Below are 15,030 nucleotides of genomic sequence, written 5' to 3'. Positions count from 1 at the left end.
TCAAAGCTCCCGGCGGATATCGACGATGCGCAGGATGCCGGCGACCATCAAGAGCACTAGCACCAAAAGCACCACGGCGTTGGCAGCGGCGGCCGGATATTGCAGCAGCGACATCTGGTTCTTCATCATCAGCGCCACGGACGCGCTCTGGCCGCCCGACATCACCTGCACGGTGGAGAAATCGGCCATCACCAGCGTGACGACGAAGATGGTGCCGATCGCCATGCCGGGCTTGGCCAGAGGAATGATGACGTTCCAGAGCACCTGCCAGCCGGAGGCGCCTGCGTCGCGGGCGGCCTCGACCAGTGAGCGGTCGATGCGCATCAGCGTATTGAAGATCGGCGTCACCATGAACAGCGTGTAGAGGTGCACCATGGCGAGCACGACCGCGAATTCGGAATAGAGCAGCCATTCGATGGGTTTTGGCACCAGGCCCATATGCACCAGCGTCGAGTTGATCAGCCCATTGCGGCCGAGCACCGGGATCCACGAGATCATGCGGATGATGTTGGAGGTCAGGAACGGCACGGTGCAGACCAGGAACAGCACCATCTGCATGGCGGTGGTGCGAATGTGGAAGGCGAGGAAATAGGCGACCCAGAAGCCGATGAACAAGGTCAGCGCCCAGACGATGGCCGCGAATTTGATGGTATTGAGATAGGTCTTCCAGGTGACCCAGGAGCCCAGCACGTCGGAATAGTTGGTTGTCAGGAAATCCGGATACATGGCGGCGAAGTCGTAATCCCAGAAGGACACGACGACGATCATGATGATGGGCAAAAGCAGGAACGCGCCGAGGATCAGCGCCAGCGGAGCCGACTGCAGATAGGGCGTGACGGCGCCGAGCGAAAAGCGACGGCGACGCCTGATGGGACTGGCGGCTATGGTGGGACGTTCGAGGGCGACTGTCATCTAGGCTCTCGGTGCGGGTGCTGTCCGGGCGGAGCTGCCTTCCCCTTCTCCAGCAGGAGAAGGGGAAGAGGAGAGGCGCAGCCTTACGCCGCGATGAACTCGTTCCAGCGCTTCACCATGTAGCGGTCCTCGTCCATCACCGAGTTCCAGCAGGCGACCTTGCCCATGCGCTCTTCGAAGGAGCCGCCATCGCGCACGGCGCCGGCCTTTTCCATGACGGTGCCGTCGGGCGCCTTGATCTCGCCCTTGGCCGGCTTGCCCTCGATCCAGTAGCCCCACTCGTCCTCGGTCATGAACTTCTTGGCCGAGACCATGTTGGCCGAGTAGTAACCCTGGCGGTTGAGGTAGCCGCCGACCCAGCCCGACGTGTACCAGTTGATGTATTCATAGGCGGCGTCGAGTTCGGCGCCCTTGAGGTGGGCGGCAAGGCCGAGACCGCCGCCCCATGAGCGGTAGCCTTCCTTGAGTGGCTGGAAGCGGCAGGCGATGCCCTTGGAGCGCACGGCGGCCACTGCCGGCGACCACATGGACTGGATGACGACTTCGCCCGACGCCATCAGGTTGACGCTCTCGTCGAAGGACTTCCAGAAGGCGCGGAACTGGCCGCCCTGCTTGGCCTTGATCAGGAAGTCGATCGTCTTGTCGATCTCGTCCTTGGTCATGTTGCCCTTGTCGGCATATTTGATGTTGCCGCTGGCTTCCATGATCATGGCGGCATCCATGATGCCGATGGACGGGATGTTGAGGATGGCTGTCTTGCCCTTGAAGGCCGGGTCCATGATGTCGGCCCAGCTGGTGATGTCGCGGCCGACGAGGTCGGGACGGATGCCCAGCGTGTCGGCGTTGTAGATGGTCGGCACCATGGTGAACCAGTTGGTCGGCGCCTTGGCGAAGGTCTTGGAGTCCTGCGCCTCGACATAACCCACCGTGTGCGGCGCGGTGCCCTGCGCGATCACGCTGTCGGGGGTGAGCTTGCCGGTTTTGAACAGCGGCACCAGCTCGTCGTAATATTTCAGCTTGCTGACATCCATCGGCTGCAGCACGCCGGTGGGGAACACCTTCTTGCAGATCCAGTATTCGATATCGGCGATGTCGTAGCTGTCGGGCTGGGTCACGGCGCGCTGGGCGGCGGCGTCGGAATCGGTCGCCGTCATCTCCAGTGTGATGCCGAGGTCGGCCTTGCACTTGTCGGCGATGGCGTTGAGGTTCGACACGCCGGTGCCGAACTGCCGCAGCGTGATGTTGGACTGCGCCCAGATGGTCGGGAAGCCGGTGATGACGCCCGATCCGGCGGCGAGGCCGACGGCGGCCGCACCCGTCTTGAGCAGCGAGCGGCGCGAGATGCCAGTCTTGGGTTGCATTGTGTCTGTCATGTCTATTCCCCTGTCTTGTTTTGCTTGGTTGATGTCATGAATGAAGGCGGCCGAGGACGATCGCATCCTCGGCATCCCAGGCGAGCGGTACGGCGTCGCCAATGGCGACGGGTCTGGCGAAGAACTCGGAATCGTCGATGATGACGGTGAAATCGTCGATGCCGGCACCGGTGGCGGAGAGCTTCACGGTGGCGCCGCGATATTCGATGTTGGCGACGATGCCGGTGAAGCCGAGCCCGGGCGCGGGTGCCGCGCCGATGCGCACATGGTCGGTGCGGATGGCGATGTCGATCGAGGCGCCCGCCTGCTGCGGCTTGCCGCTGGCGGCGAGCGTGCCGCCACCATTGACGTCGAAGACGACCATGCCGTCTCGGCTGCCGGTGACCCGGCCGGAGATGACGTTGTGGTCGCCCATGAAGCGCGCGACGAAGGCCGTGGCCGGCCGCTCGAACACGTCGCGCGGCGGCGCCGCCTGTTCGATACGGCCGTCATTCATCACCACGATCAGGTCGGCAAGCGCCATCGCCTCCTCCTGGCTGTGGGTGACGTGCACGAAGGTGATGCCGAGCGACATCTGCAATCTCTTCAGCTCGGCGCGCATGCGGATCTTCAGGAACGGATCGAGCGCCGAAAGCGGCTCGTCGAGCAGCAGTGCTTCCGGATCGGTGATCAGGGCGCGGGCGAGCGCGACGCGCTGCTGCTGGCCGCCGGAAAGCTGCGCCGGGCGGCGCGTCGCATAGGCCTCCATCTGCATCAGCTTCAGCATGTCGAGCGCCTTGGCGCGGCGCTTTTCCTTGTCGACGCGCTTCATCTTCAAGCTGAAGGCGACATTGTCGATGAGGTCGAGATGCGGAAACAGCGCATAGGACTGGAACATCATCGCCGTGCCGCGCTTGGCCGGCGGCAGGTCGGTAACGACGGCGTTGCCGAGCCTGATATCGCCGGACGAGATGCTTTCGTGGCCGGCGATCATGCGCAGCGTCGAGGTCTTGCCGCAGCCGGAGGGGCCGAGCAGGCAGCAATAGGTGCCCGCCGGTATCTTCAGGCTGATATCCTCGACGGCGGTCGTCGTTCCATAGACTTTCGAAACGGACACGATGTCGATCTCGGCGGCTTTGGACATTCAGGCTTCCCCGTTTGGTCGCATTAACCAATGCATCATGCGTGCCAATATCGGGGTGACTGGCCAAGCATTTGAATTGTCTGGAAAATCAGGCCTGCCTGCGGTTGCCTGTCTGGCGGGCTGTCTTGTGCATTGCACAAATTATGGGCTATTGTGCGCGATCTGCACAAAAATCGTATGCAATCTTTTCCGGCTTTGTGTTCACTTTGCCTCTCGTGCGCAGACGGCGAGTCGCGTTAGAAGGGTGCGGGAACATCATCGCCATGAATATTGCCGATCAAATCTATTCCACCGACAGCGCCAATCAGGATCGCGCACAGGCGATCCGCGACAATCTGCGCGACGCCATCGTCGACCGCCGGCTGGCGCCGGGCACCAAGCTGTCCGAGGGCGAGGTTGGCACGCTGTTCGATGTCTCGCGCACCGTGGCGCGCGCGGCCCTGCAGATGTTGTCCTTCGAAGGCCTGGTGCGCACGGAGCGCAACCGCGGCGCGTTCGTCGCCAACCCCTCGCCCGAGGAGGCCCGCCAGGTGTTCGCCTCGCGCCGGCTGATCGAGCCCGGCATTGCCGTTGCCGCCTGCGGGCGCGTCACCGCCGCCGACATCGCGGCCTTCAGGGCGCAACTCGACGAGGAGGGCCGCTTCATTGCCGAACGCGGTCCGACCGCGCGGCGTTCCGAGATCAAGGCGTCCGGCGATTTCCATCTGCTGCTTGCTTCGGTCGCCGGCAACGGCATCCTGCAGCGCTTCATGGAGGAACTGGTCGCGCGCTCCTCGCTTGTCATCGCGCTTTACGGGCGGTCTGGCGTGTCAGCCTGCGGGCACAGCGAGCACACGGAAATTGTCGGAGCGCTGGAGAGCAGCGATTGCGAACGGGCCAGCCAGCTGATGCTGCATCATATCGACCATATCGAGGCCGATCTCGATCTGCGCGTCAGGGCGGGTCCGGCGCTTCGCGAGGCTCTCAATTTCTGACGGCTAGTTTTCGTCGTCCGTGGCGGCTTGCGCTGCCTGTCCGGCTGCCTTGCGGCGCAGCATCTTGGTCAGTTTCCAGATCGTCGGGCTGTTCTTGACGAAAGCCTTCAACCGCGCGCCCTGGCGAAGCGTCTGCGCCAGCGCGCGGCCCTTCAGCGTCAGTGGGACCAGCACCTCGAAATGCCTGGTTTCGACATCGCACCACTGCCGCTTGTAGGGTTCGTCGCCGACGGAGAAATCATAGACGGCGAAACCCGTCTCGCAGGCTTCCTGGATGTTGTCGAAGAACAGGAAATCGCCGGGACTGCTGTGCGAGAGATCGTCCTCGGCGATCGCGCCGAACTCGCAGATCAGGCGCTTGCCGCAGCGGCTCGATCCAGTGATGGCGCGCAGCTTGCCGGCAACCTCCAAGCCATGCAGCACGAACGAGGGCGTGTCCTCGGCCAGGGCCTGCGTGAACAGCGCCCGGAAGAAGGCGCGCGTCTGGTCGCCGCCGAAGACATTGGCAATGCCCATCCTGCGAAAGCGGAGCTCCTTCATCTCGAAGAAGGCGTCGAGCAATCGCTCCACCTCGTCGGGGCTGCGCGCCTCGATGCGCCGATGGCTGCCGACGGCGTCGAATTTGCGCATCTGCGACCGATGTTTCTTGCGTTTGCGCTTGCCGCTAGCGCGCAGCAGCAGCGCCTCGAAGCCCCCGCCAAGGTCGATGGCCAGCGAAAGATTGGGGCTGGCGAAATGATCGAGCGATGCGAGCGGATTGGCGATGCCATCGAGATCGGGCAGCAATCGTTCCAGCGCGATGAGATCGATGTCGGGCCGAGCCTTGGCGATGGCCCGAAACACTGATCCGACGGCCGCGCTCTCCGCCCTGGCCAGCCATTGCGGGTCAGCGGCCGAGAAATTGCCATTGGCATGGCGGCCACCCATGAAACGGGCGACCCGGAACGGCCCCTGGCTGACAACTTCCAGCGCCAGCGCGAAAACCGGCCTGCCTCCAAGAGTGAGCGTCGCCACCAACAGATCGGGCTCGAACTGCGCGGCCCAGTTCAGGATCCATGTCGCGCCCTGTGCCGGCGCATAAATCGCCGAGCGGCAGAACCCTGCATAGGCCGCGAGCCCGTCGGCTGCTGCAACGGAGACCGATGGCCCGGCGGCGTCCTTCGGCAGGGCGCGTGGCGAAGCCTCGGTCGCCGCGAGCCGATTGCCGTCAAATGACGCCATTGCGTCAACCATACCTCAATCCTTAAGGCGTATTGATCCCGATTTGGGGCGCGCTCAGGCGTATTCCGTGCTTGGATCAGCCTAGGCGCAAAAGGTGAATGAATGATCGACGGTGGGGAGGCAATCCGGAAGCTGGCGCTCAACGTCGCCCGTTATACCGGCCTCGCACCGCTGGCCAGGCCGTTTGTCGGCGGCATCGGCGCCATCCTGATGCTGCACCGCGTGACGGCGACACCGGAAAAGCCCGACAGCGTCAACCGGCACCTCAACATCGCGCCCAGTTTCCTCGACGCCGTGATCGCCGACATGAAGGCGGACGGCTATGTTTTCGTCTCGATGGACGAGGCCGTGGAGCGCATCAAGGCAGGCGGCAAGGGCGGCCGGTTCGCCACCATCACCGCCGACGATGCCTATCGCGACAACATGACCGAGGCCCTGCCGGTGCTGGAGAAGCACGGCGCGCCGGTGACCATCTATGTGGCGCCAGGGCTGATCGACGGCACCGCCGATCTGTGGTGGGATGTGGCCGAGGATATCGTCAACGCGTCCGACCGCCTGACTTTGTCGACCTCGAATGGTCCGGCGGTGATCGATTGCGCGACCTCGTCCCGGAAAAGCCAGGCCATAACCCGGTTGCACGCCTACCTCGCCACCGAGGTTCGCGAGGAAGATCTGCGCACCGTGCTGCGCGATCTCGCCAGCTCAAATGGCGTCGACGCGGATGCCTCGCGCCTGCGGACGCTGATGAACTGGGATGAGATCCGCACCGTCGCCGCGCATCCGCTGGTCACGATCGGCGCCCATACGATCAATCACAGCAATCTGAAGCGGCTCTCCGAGGCCGATGCGCGGCGCGAGATCGACGCTGTGAAGGACATGTTGCGAGCAGAGCTTGGCAGCGAACCACTCCATTTCGCCTATCCCTATGGCTATGCAAGCGCGGTCGGCTGCCGAGAAGTCGGCTTTGCCCGCGACGCCGGCTATGTCTCCGCCGTGACGACCCGCCATGGCGTGCTGCGCGCCGAACATGCCGGCTTCCTGCATGCCTTGCCGCGCATTTCGATCAATGGCCGGTACCAGAACCTCGCCCATATCCGCACCATGCTGTCGGGCGTGACGACGCCGCTCGCCAATGCCGGCAAGATGGTCGTCACCGTCTGACCGGGGTTTGTCGTCAATCCGCCGTGCGCGTTGATCCAGCCGTCTATGCCTCTGCAAACCGAGCCAGCCCGTTTCAGCGCTTCGCCCGCGGTTCCAGCATCAACCACTTGATGATGCCCATCGCCGGCAGCACCCAGAGCAGGCCGCTGAACAGGAAGAACAGGAAGTGCACCAGCGCGCCCGATTCCGACAGACGGGCGACGGCAACGATCGATGCGACCAGGGCATAGATGATGACCAGTGCCACCAGCAGGAACATTCCGATCAGCTTTTTCAGGCGAATGGGCATGGCTCGGCCTCGTTGATCGCTACCGCTTAGGCCGAACGCCGGACAGGCGCAACCCGCGACATCGGGCGCGACGGCGTGCCGCGCTGCATGGTCTTGCCAGCACGAATGCGATGGTTCACCAATCCGCCACCTCAACCGGACGGGACAAGATCATGGCTGCCGTATCAGCCGCCGCGCCATACGTCGCCCGCGACCGCGACCTGCACAACCGCGCGCTTGTGCGTGGCTGGCTTTATGTCGTGCTTCTGGTGCTGTTTGCCCTGGTGGTGGTCGGCGGCGCCACGCGGCTTACGGAGTCCGGCCTGTCGATCACCGAATGGCAACCGATCCACGGTATCATCCCGCCGCTCAACGACGCCGAGTGGCAGGAGGAATTCCAGCGCTACCAGCAGATCCCGCAATACACCGAGCTCAACAAGGGCATGAGCATCGAGGCGTTCAAGTCGATCTTCTGGTGGGAGTGGGCGCACCGTCTCTTGGCGCGCAGCGTCGGCTTGGTTTTCGCCTTGCCGCTGCTGCTCTTCTGGGGGAGCCGCCGTATCGAGCGCGGCCTGGGGCCAAAGTTGGTCGGCATTCTGCTTCTCGGCGGCCTGCAGGGCGCTATCGGCTGGTGGATGGTGGCCTCAGGCCTGGTCGACCGTGTGTCCGTGAGCCAGTATCGGCTGGCGACGCACCTGACGCTGGCGGCGCTGATCTTTACCGCCACCATGGTCGTCGCGCGTGGCCTGGCGCCGCATTCGGAGCCCGCCGCCGATCGCTCGACGCAGCGTCTGGCCGGCTTCATCGTGCTTCTGGCGCTAATCCAGATCTATCTCGGCGGCCTGGTCGCCGGGCTCGACGCCGGCCTGAGCTACAACACCTGGCCGCTGATGGACGGCAAGATCATCCCGGGTGATTTGCTGATCCTCGAGCCGGCGTGGCGCAATTTCTTCGAGAGCCCGAAGACGGTGCAGTTCATCCATAGGCTCGGCGCCTATACGGTCTTCACCGTCGCGCTCTGGCACATGATCGCCACGCGTCGTCGGCTGCCCGGCTCGACCCATGCCCGCCGCGCGACGCTGTTGTTTGTGCTGGTGCTGGTGCAGGCCTCGATCGGCGTCGGTACGCTGCTGATGCAGGTGCCGCTGCATATGGCACTGACCCATCAAGCTTTTGCACTGATCGTGCTGGGCTTTGCCGCCGCGCATTGGCGCGGCACCAAGGGCGCCTATCCACTGCCGACACGGCCACCGATGAAACGCAGATACATTCTCTTTGGTCTCTTGGCAGCTGCAATAGTCTACTTTGCAGTCGAACTGCCTCGCTACGTCTAACGCTATGTGACTGCGGCGCTCAGAAGGTGAGCCGCACTGCCCGGAGCGTCCCGGCGATCGACAGTTCGCGGTTCTCCTCGACCGCATTGTCGTCCTCGCGGTGCCACGCGGCCGACAGGCAACCACAGGCGATGGCGTGGTCGAGGATGGCTGGCGGTGCCCGGCCCAGTGTCCTGGCAAAGACTTCGGCCATATGCGCGATCCGCTCCGGATCGAGGCAAAGATCGTCCCGGTCGAGCGGGTTGTAGAACATGTTGGCGGCGTCGAAGCCGGGATCGCCGAGCACACCTTTCGGATCGATCACCAGCCAGCCGCGCGGCCCGTGCAGGATGTTGTCGTGGTGGAGATCGCCATGCAAGGGCCTGATATCGTGCGGATTATCCAGCAGCCGTCCGGCGGTCGACGCAGCCTCGACATAGATGCTGGCATGACCCGCGTCTTTGTCGGTTGCGGCTTTCCTGAACAGGCTGGCGTACCTCTCCCTGAGCGGCTGCAACTCGGGCGGGTAAGGGTGTTGCGATGGTGAAAACAGTTTCGTCATCACCTCGGCCGCGATCGCGGTCGCGGCATTGTCGCCCTGTTCATCGAGAACCCGCGTAAGCAGGGTGTCGCCGCCATATTCGAGCAATATGCGGTGGCCGTCGCGGCCAAGCAGGCGCACCGCGCCTTCGCCGCGCCGCCAGGCGAGGAAATGCTCGCCGCGCAGCTCGTCGGCGACATCGTCGAAAGGCTTGAGCGCCTTGACGACGGCCGGCGAGCCGTCGTCGCGAACAACCTTCCAGATACGGCTCGAAAAGGTTTCGGCAATGAGGTCCGGCGCGCTGACTTTCCAGCGCGCCGGAAAGGCTGGTGCGTCCATCAAAGGCCGAGCATCAGGTCCATGTTCTGGACGGCTGCACCCGAGGCACCCTTGCCGAGATTGTCATAGACCGCCAGCAGCAGCGCCTGCGCGCGTTTGTCGTTGGCAAAGACGTAGACCTTCATGCGGTTGGTGCCGTTGTATATCTCGGGATCGATCTCCGGCATGCGCTCCAGATGTGCATACGGCGCCACCTCGACCACGCCGCCCTTGATGGCGGCGAAATGGTCGGCAATGGCGGCATGAAGCTCCGCGCCTGTCGGCACATGCTCGAGGCCGCCCAGTTGCAGCGGCACCACTGTGATCATGCCTTGGGCGAAATTGCCGACCGCCGGCTGCATGATCGGGTCATGTGATAGTTTTGCATAGGCCCGCAGTTCCGGCACGTGTTTGTGCTGCAGGGTCAGGCCATAGGGCTGGAACTCCGAGGCGTCCTCGCCCTTGGCGACATAGTCCTCGATCATCGGGCGTCCGCCGCCCGAATAGCCGGAAATGCCGTTGACGGTGATGGGGAAATCCGCCGGCAGCAGGCCTGATGTGACCAGTGGCCTCAGCGTGGCGATCGGTCCCTGCGGCCAGCAGCCGGGATTGGCGACGCGCTTGGCCGTGGCGATGGTTTTCGCCTGATCCTTGTCCATCTCGGCGAAGCCATAGGCCCAGCCTTCGGCGACACGATGCGCGGTCGACGCATCGATGACCTTGGTGGTGTCGTTGGCGATCAGCGAGACGCTCTCCTTCGCCGCATCGTCCGGCAGGCACAGGATCGCGATATCGGCGGCATTGAGGAATTCGGCGCGCGCCGCCGTTTCCTTGCGGCGCTCGGTGGGGATTGAAATGATCTCCAGGTCGCCTCGCTCGGCAAGCAGCGCCCGGATCTGGAGGCCGGTGGTACCGTGCTCGCCGTCGATGAAGATTTTCGGTTTCATGACCTGATCAAATTCCCTGATATTCCGAGACTATATGCCGTTACCGTGATTCACCGCGGCACCGTTGTGATTGCCGTTGTTCATCTCATCCTGCCGTGCCTTTCGTTCGGCCAGCAGGCCGAGATACTGCATGGCCACCATCGAGCCGGCGATCGCCGTTATATCGGCGTGATCGTAGGCCGGCGCAACCTCCACGACATCGGCGCCGACAATATCGACCTGGTTGAGCTGGCGCAGCGTCGACAGGATCTTCGCCGAGGACGGTCCGCCGGCCACCGGCGTGCCGGTTCCGGGCGCATAGGCCGGGTCGAGGCAGTCGATGTCGAAGGTGAGGTAGGTCTTCTTGCCGCCGGTGCGGTCGACGATGGCGTAGGCGATGTCGGAGGCGCGCATCTCCTCGATTTCGTGGCCGTAGAGGATCTTGATGCCGAACGTATCAGGGGCGTGGGTGCGGATGCCGATCTGGATTGAACGGTCCGGATCGATGATGCCTTCCTTGACCGCACGGCCGACAAAGGATCCGTGGTCGATGCGTTTGCCGTCATCCTCCCAGGTATCCTGATGCGCGTCGAACTGCACCAAAGCGAGCGGTCCGTGGATGGCGGCATGTGCCTTGAGGAGCGGCCAGGTGACGAAATGGTCGCCGCCCAGCGTCAAAAGAAAGGCGCCTGATTTCAGGATCTTCGCCGCTTCGCGCTCGATCGTGCCCGGCGTTTTCTGGTGATTGCCGGAGTCGAGCAGGCAGTCGCCGTAATCGACGACCGCGAGATGTTCGAACAGATCGCGCGAAAATGGATATTGCGGGTCATTGTCGAGGATCGCCGATGCGCGGCGAATCGCCTGCGGCCCGAAACGGGCGCCGGGCCGGTTGGTGACGGCGGCGTCGAAGGGAATGCCCCATACCACTGCGTCCGCGCCCTTCACGTCCTTGGTGTATTTGCGCCGCATGAACGACAGCGCGCCGGAATAGGTCGGCTCAAGGGCGCCACCCGTTTTGGAGCGGGCGGTGAAGGCATGGTCGATGTTCTTGGTCGCCATTACTGGTCCTCGTTTTCATCGGGTGCAACAACTACAGAACCGGCATGGAAGATGCCAGTCACGGCCTGGGGAGACGAAACGGCGCCGCCCGGGTGCCACGGCAAGACAGGATTTGTATCATCATGACGCAGGCCGCGTTTCTTAATCCGTCCGATGCCGTGGTGTCGACCCATGCCGGTACGATAGCCGGCGAGCGCTTCCAGGTTCTCGATTCGTGGCGCGGCATCTGCGCGCTGCTTGTGGCGCTGTTTCATTTCCCGACCGCTTCCGCGATCTCGCAGAGCGCCTTCATCGGTTCGTCCTATCTTTTCGTCGATTTCTTCTTCGTCCTTTCCGGCTTTGTCATCGCCGGCAGCTATGCCGATCGGCTGGGCCAGCCGGCAGAGGTCGCCCGGTTCGCGCTGGTGCGGTTCGGCCGCATCTATCCGCTGCATCTCATCATGCTCGCCGCCTTTGCGGGCTTCGAACTGCTGCGCCTGATGCTGCCGCAACTGCATGGCACCGGCGCTGCCCCCTTCACCGGCGGTTTCGATTTGAAGAGCCTGCTTGCCAATCTGCTCCTGCTGCAAGGGATGGGCTTCGAGGATCACCTGACCTGGAATGCGCCAAGCTGGAGCATTTCGGCGGAGTTCTTCGCCTACCTGCTGTTCGCCGGCGTGGTCTTCATCGCCGGCGCGCGTGCCTGGATATGGCTTGTCGCCGCCGCCATCACCGCGCCGCTTTTTCTGCTTGGCTTCTCCATACATCATATGGATGTATCCTACGATTTCGGCTTCATCCGCTGCCTCTACGGCTTCTCGCTCGGGGCCTTACTGGCCTGGTTTCAGCATGATTCCATTGCAGGGGCGCGACAGCTCCTCGCCAGAAGCGGCCCGCGGCTGAGCTGGACCCTTGCCGAAATCGTCATGGTGGCGGTCATCGTGCTTTTCGTCTCACTGGCGGGCAGCAATGATTTCGGCATCGCGGCACCCCTGGTGTTCGCGCTGGCGCTGTTTCTCTTTGCCCATGAGGGCGGCTGGATTTCCGCCTTGCTGCGGGCGCCGTTCATGCTGACGCTCGGCGCGCTGTCCTATTCCATCTACATGGTCCACATCTTCGTGCAGGCGCGCCTGATCAACGTTGCCGGGCTCGTCGAGCACAAGCTTGGCCTCGGCCTCGTCGGCGACATCATGCTGCGCGGGTCGCCGGCGACGGGCTTCGGCACCGGCTGGGCCGGAACGGTGGCAATCGTCGTCATGCTCGTCGCCACCATCGCCGCATCGTGGATCACTTGGCGCTTCATCGAAATTCCGGCGATGACAAGGTTCCGCCGGCTCTCGAAACGCATCTGACGCCACCTTTCCTGAGAATCTGCTAGCCGGCTTCGTTCACCCAGATGTCACGGGCATCGCCTATCCCGGCTTCGATCCGGCAAGGAGCGATTCTGGATGCGGACCATCTGTCTGAGTCTTCTGCTTTCCGCGGCACTTGCGGCTTCCTCTGGTCAGGCGTTGGCCAGCGAAACCCGCGCCAGGCAGATTCTCGACCGCTTCGAGCATGCCAACCAGTGGCGCGACCACGTCATGATCGCCGCGCACCGCGCCGGCAGCATGCAGGCCGGCAAGACGCTCTATGCGGAAAATTCGCTCGCCGCCGTCGAGGGCTCGATCGCCATGGGCGCCGAGATTGTCGAGGTCGACATCAGGCGCTCGAAGGACGGTGAGTTCGTCGTCATGCATGACAGCTGGCTCGAGCGCACCACGACCTGCAGGGGCGAGGTGGCGAAATACACGCTGGCCGAACTGAAGACCTGCCGCTTGGTGATCGAGGGCACCCGCGCCGTCACCGACGAGAGGGTTTCGACGCTGCGCGAGATGCTGCTGGCGGCCAGGGACAGGATCCTCATCAATCTCGACAACAAGCTCGAAGTCGGTGACCTCCCGGGCATGATCGCGGTGGCGCGCGATCTCGGCATGGCCGACCAGGTCATCGTCAAGGAGAATCTCTGGAACCAGACCAGGATTGCCACGGTGAAGGCGGCCATGGCCGCGATCGGCGGCGGCGTCCAGTTCATGCCGATCATCGCCGATGACGCGGTCCATGACGCCGGTTTCGCCGGGACGGTCGACCACGCCTTCTCGCCGCGCGCGATCGAGCTGATCAACTGGCGGGCCGGCGCCGAGACGCTGACCGAAACCGGTGGACCGCTGTTCAGCACCCGCATGCGCGCGGCCGCGGTGCGGGGCAACTGGCACATCTGGGCCGACACCTATGCCATCGTCAACAAGCCGGGTGGCTTCCTCGCTGGCGGCCGTGGCGACGAATTGGCGGTCCAGGCCAGCCTGCCACGCGAAGCCTGGGGCTTCTGGGCCGATCGTGGCGCCACCATCATCCAGACCGACGAACCGAAAGCGGCCATCGCCTGGCTGGCGGCGAACGGCTATCGCGTGCCTTATGCCGGGACGGGCGAACGCCTCGAGCCTGCCGCGACCGCCAGCATCAATTGAGCCAGAGCTACGAGCGCATGGTGCTGCTGTTCAACGGCGGCGATCCGGACGCACTTGCCTTGGCCCGCAGCACCTGGACGGATTGCAAGACGCGCGGATTTGAGGTTCACCTATTGGCAGGCCGACGAACGGGGCCGGTGGCAGCGGCGGAATTAGCGGTCGTTTACATCGACGACGGCGCCCGCGGCCATGGGCGGCACGGTCGGGCTCGGCCACATCGAATGCGACGTGGTGCGCGGCATCGGCGCGCCCTCGAACGTCAATCTCTCCTGTGACGGTGCCGGCCGGCGCGTCGCTGTGGTCACCTGGACGACCGGCCGGCGTGCGGGCATCTACACGTTCACGTCCGGCCGCCTGTCCTCGATCTAGGGCACGCTGGAAGCGCCGGTCGCATCGAAGCCGGCAAGCCGAAGGCGAAGAAGGAAGAAGAAAGCGGCGACGTAAGGCGCCGCGCATTAAGCGGCCTTTCGCCCCTTGATCGCCGTCGACCAGGCGTGAACCGTGATCGCTCCCGTGGCGCTTGCCGGCAGTCTGTCCTTTAGTCGGCGTTTCAGCTCCGCGCTCTCCGCATCCGACAGCTTCCCGACGATTCCGCTCGGGCTGCTCACGACCATGGATAGCCAATAATCGTCGAAGTCAGCGAAGGCGCGCTCGACGACAAGCTCGCGCGTCTCGACATCGCGGATGCCGAGCTCCGCCCAAAGCGCCTTCAGCGCCGCGAAACGCGAGACCTCCGCGCTCGGCGGACGTGCGGCCGGTTTGCCCATCGCGTCCATCTCCTCCCACAAATGCTGCGTAGGGGTGCCGCCGCGCATGACGTCCCAGGTGTAGGACGCGACAATGCCGCCGGGCTTGGTGACGCGGAGCATTTCCGAGGCGCCCTTGCGCGGGTCGGGGACGAAGAACAGCACCAGCGCCATCACAGCGACGTCGAAGCGGTTGGCGTCGTAGGGAAGGGCCATCGCATCGCCAATCAACAGCTCGACCTGCTTTGCCGAGATTTTTTGCCGAGCAGTCGCAATCTGTGCGTCGGAGGGATCGATCGCGCAAACGGACGAAGGGGCGGACTTCGCTAGAATGAGCTCAGTGAACGCGCCGTTGCCGGCACCGACATCAACCCAGGCCCGTCCGGAGCCCGGCGCCAGCCAGTCGAGGAACAAAGCCCCGGCGGATCGGCTCCAGGGAGCCATGAAGCGCTCGTAAGCCGCGCCGTCGGTGAATTTGATCGGTTCGGGTGACATCTGCGACCTTCCCTAAGAACTACCTATCCAAATATCCTTTGGACCGAAAAGGCCGGTCCCGTTTCGTAGCATGGTGCCGCGCCGCGCGCGACGGGCCTCAGCAAATTTGCCGAG

Annotated in this window: 14 protein-coding genes and 2 pseudogenes; 7 read left to right on the top strand and 9 right to left on the bottom strand. The window is 63.9% G+C overall.

The window, feature by feature from the left end; genetic code table 11:
* The 3 genes from FJV80_RS08795 to FJV80_RS08785 all read right to left on the bottom strand — a co-directional run bounded on the left by FJV80_RS08795 (window position 1) and on the right by FJV80_RS08785 (window position 3,408).
* Entirely contained in the window at window positions 1-912 is a 912-nt protein-coding gene (locus FJV80_RS08795; RefSeq protein ID WP_069091951.1) for an ABC transporter permease, read from the bottom strand.
* 83 nt (window positions 913-995) lie between these two features.
* Window positions 996-2,285: a PotD/PotF family extracellular solute-binding protein gene (locus tag FJV80_RS08790; protein ID WP_095770419.1), complete on the bottom strand. Its 1,290-nt coding sequence runs from the start codon at window positions 2,283-2,285 to the stop codon at window positions 996-998.
* Between the two features lie 34 nt (window positions 2,286-2,319).
* Complete coding sequence (locus FJV80_RS08785; RefSeq protein ID WP_095791589.1) at window positions 2,320-3,408, bottom strand: ABC transporter ATP-binding protein; 1,089 nt, start codon at window positions 3,406-3,408, stop codon at window positions 2,320-2,322.
* A gap of 263 nt (window positions 3,409-3,671) precedes the next feature.
* Here FJV80_RS08785 and FJV80_RS08780 point away from each other — a divergent pair, with 263 nt between their 5' ends.
* On the top strand, window positions 3,672-4,382 hold the full coding sequence (locus FJV80_RS08780) for a GntR family transcriptional regulator (protein ID WP_142876134.1): 711 nt from the start codon (window positions 3,672-3,674) through the stop codon (window positions 4,380-4,382).
* Window positions 4,383-4,385: 3 nt separating this feature from the next.
* On the opposite strand, the gene FJV80_RS08775 is transcribed toward FJV80_RS08780, so the two are convergent.
* Window positions 4,386-5,615 carry a GNAT family N-acetyltransferase gene (locus tag FJV80_RS08775; RefSeq protein WP_142876133.1) on the bottom strand — a complete coding sequence of 410 codons (1,230 nt, stop codon included), beginning with the start codon at window positions 5,613-5,615 and terminating at the stop codon, window positions 4,386-4,388.
* Between the two features lie 90 nt (window positions 5,616-5,705).
* On the opposite strand from FJV80_RS08775, the gene FJV80_RS08770 reads away from it, so the two are divergent.
* On the top strand, window positions 5,706-6,764 hold the full coding sequence (locus tag FJV80_RS08770; RefSeq protein ID WP_142876132.1) for a polysaccharide deacetylase family protein: 1,059 nt from the start codon (window positions 5,706-5,708) through the stop codon (window positions 6,762-6,764).
* Window positions 6,765-6,837: 73 nt separating this feature from the next.
* Here the strand turns inward: FJV80_RS08770 and FJV80_RS08765 are convergent, their stop codons facing one another.
* Window positions 6,838-7,053 (bottom strand): DUF2842 domain-containing protein, encoded by a 216-nt coding sequence (locus FJV80_RS08765; RefSeq protein ID WP_095788069.1) that lies wholly within the window; start codon window positions 7,051-7,053, stop codon window positions 6,838-6,840.
* 152 nt (window positions 7,054-7,205) lie between these two features.
* Here FJV80_RS08765 and FJV80_RS08760 point away from each other — a divergent pair, with 152 nt between their 5' ends.
* Entirely contained in the window at window positions 7,206-8,366 is a 1,161-nt protein-coding gene (locus tag FJV80_RS08760) for a COX15/CtaA family protein (protein WP_246688932.1), read from the top strand.
* 19 nt (window positions 8,367-8,385) lie between these two features.
* Here FJV80_RS08760 and FJV80_RS08755 read toward each other — a convergent pair whose 3' ends face one another.
* The 3 genes from FJV80_RS08755 to speB are packed head-to-tail and all read right to left on the bottom strand — an operon-like array spanning window position 8,386 to window position 11,189.
* Entirely contained in the window at window positions 8,386-9,228 is an 843-nt protein-coding gene (locus FJV80_RS08755; protein ID WP_210251481.1) for an aminoglycoside phosphotransferase family protein, read from the bottom strand.
* Window positions 9,225-10,151, bottom strand: a complete 927-nt coding sequence (argC, locus tag FJV80_RS08750) for an N-acetyl-gamma-glutamyl-phosphate reductase (RefSeq protein ID WP_142876130.1) — start codon at window positions 10,149-10,151, stop codon at window positions 9,225-9,227. The genes FJV80_RS08755 and argC overlap by 4 nt, the downstream gene beginning before the upstream one ends.
* Before the next feature lie 30 nt (window positions 10,152-10,181).
* Entirely contained in the window at window positions 10,182-11,189 is a 1,008-nt protein-coding gene (gene speB, locus FJV80_RS08745; RefSeq protein WP_095770411.1) for an agmatinase, read from the bottom strand.
* 122 nt (window positions 11,190-11,311) lie between these two features.
* On the opposite strand from speB, the gene FJV80_RS08740 reads away from it, so the two are divergent.
* From FJV80_RS08740 to FJV80_RS08725, 4 genes and pseudogenes are all read left to right on the top strand, one after another.
* Complete coding sequence (locus FJV80_RS08740) at window positions 11,312-12,520, top strand: acyltransferase (protein ID WP_142876129.1); 1,209 nt, start codon at window positions 11,312-11,314, stop codon at window positions 12,518-12,520.
* Between the two features lie 96 nt (window positions 12,521-12,616).
* Window positions 12,617-13,675 carry a glycerophosphodiester phosphodiesterase family protein gene (locus FJV80_RS08735; RefSeq protein ID WP_142876128.1) on the top strand — a complete coding sequence of 353 codons (1,059 nt, stop codon included), beginning with the start codon at window positions 12,617-12,619 and terminating at the stop codon, window positions 13,673-13,675.
* Window positions 13,675-13,831 (top strand): annotated as a pseudogene (locus FJV80_RS34965) (DNA polymerase III subunit chi); the annotation flags it as partial. The gene FJV80_RS08735 and the pseudogene FJV80_RS34965, both read left to right, overlap by 1 nt.
* Before the next feature lie 12 nt (window positions 13,832-13,843).
* A pseudogene (locus tag FJV80_RS08725) lies at window positions 13,844-14,119 on the top strand (hypothetical protein); the annotation flags it as partial.
* 11 nt (window positions 14,120-14,130) lie between these two features.
* Here the strand turns inward: FJV80_RS08725 and FJV80_RS08720 are convergent.
* A complete protein-coding gene (locus FJV80_RS08720) occupies window positions 14,131-14,835 on the bottom strand; it encodes a class I SAM-dependent methyltransferase (protein ID WP_245317958.1) in 705 nt (234 codons plus the stop codon).
* Between the last annotated feature and the right edge of the window lie 195 nt (window positions 14,836-15,030).

This window comes from Mesorhizobium sp. WSM4310, assembly GCF_007003935.1.
GTDB lineage: Bacteria > Pseudomonadota > Alphaproteobacteria > Rhizobiales > Rhizobiaceae > Mesorhizobium.
The sequence above is the reverse complement of the archived record's forward strand: the minus strand, read 5'-3'. Positions and strand labels throughout refer to the sequence as shown.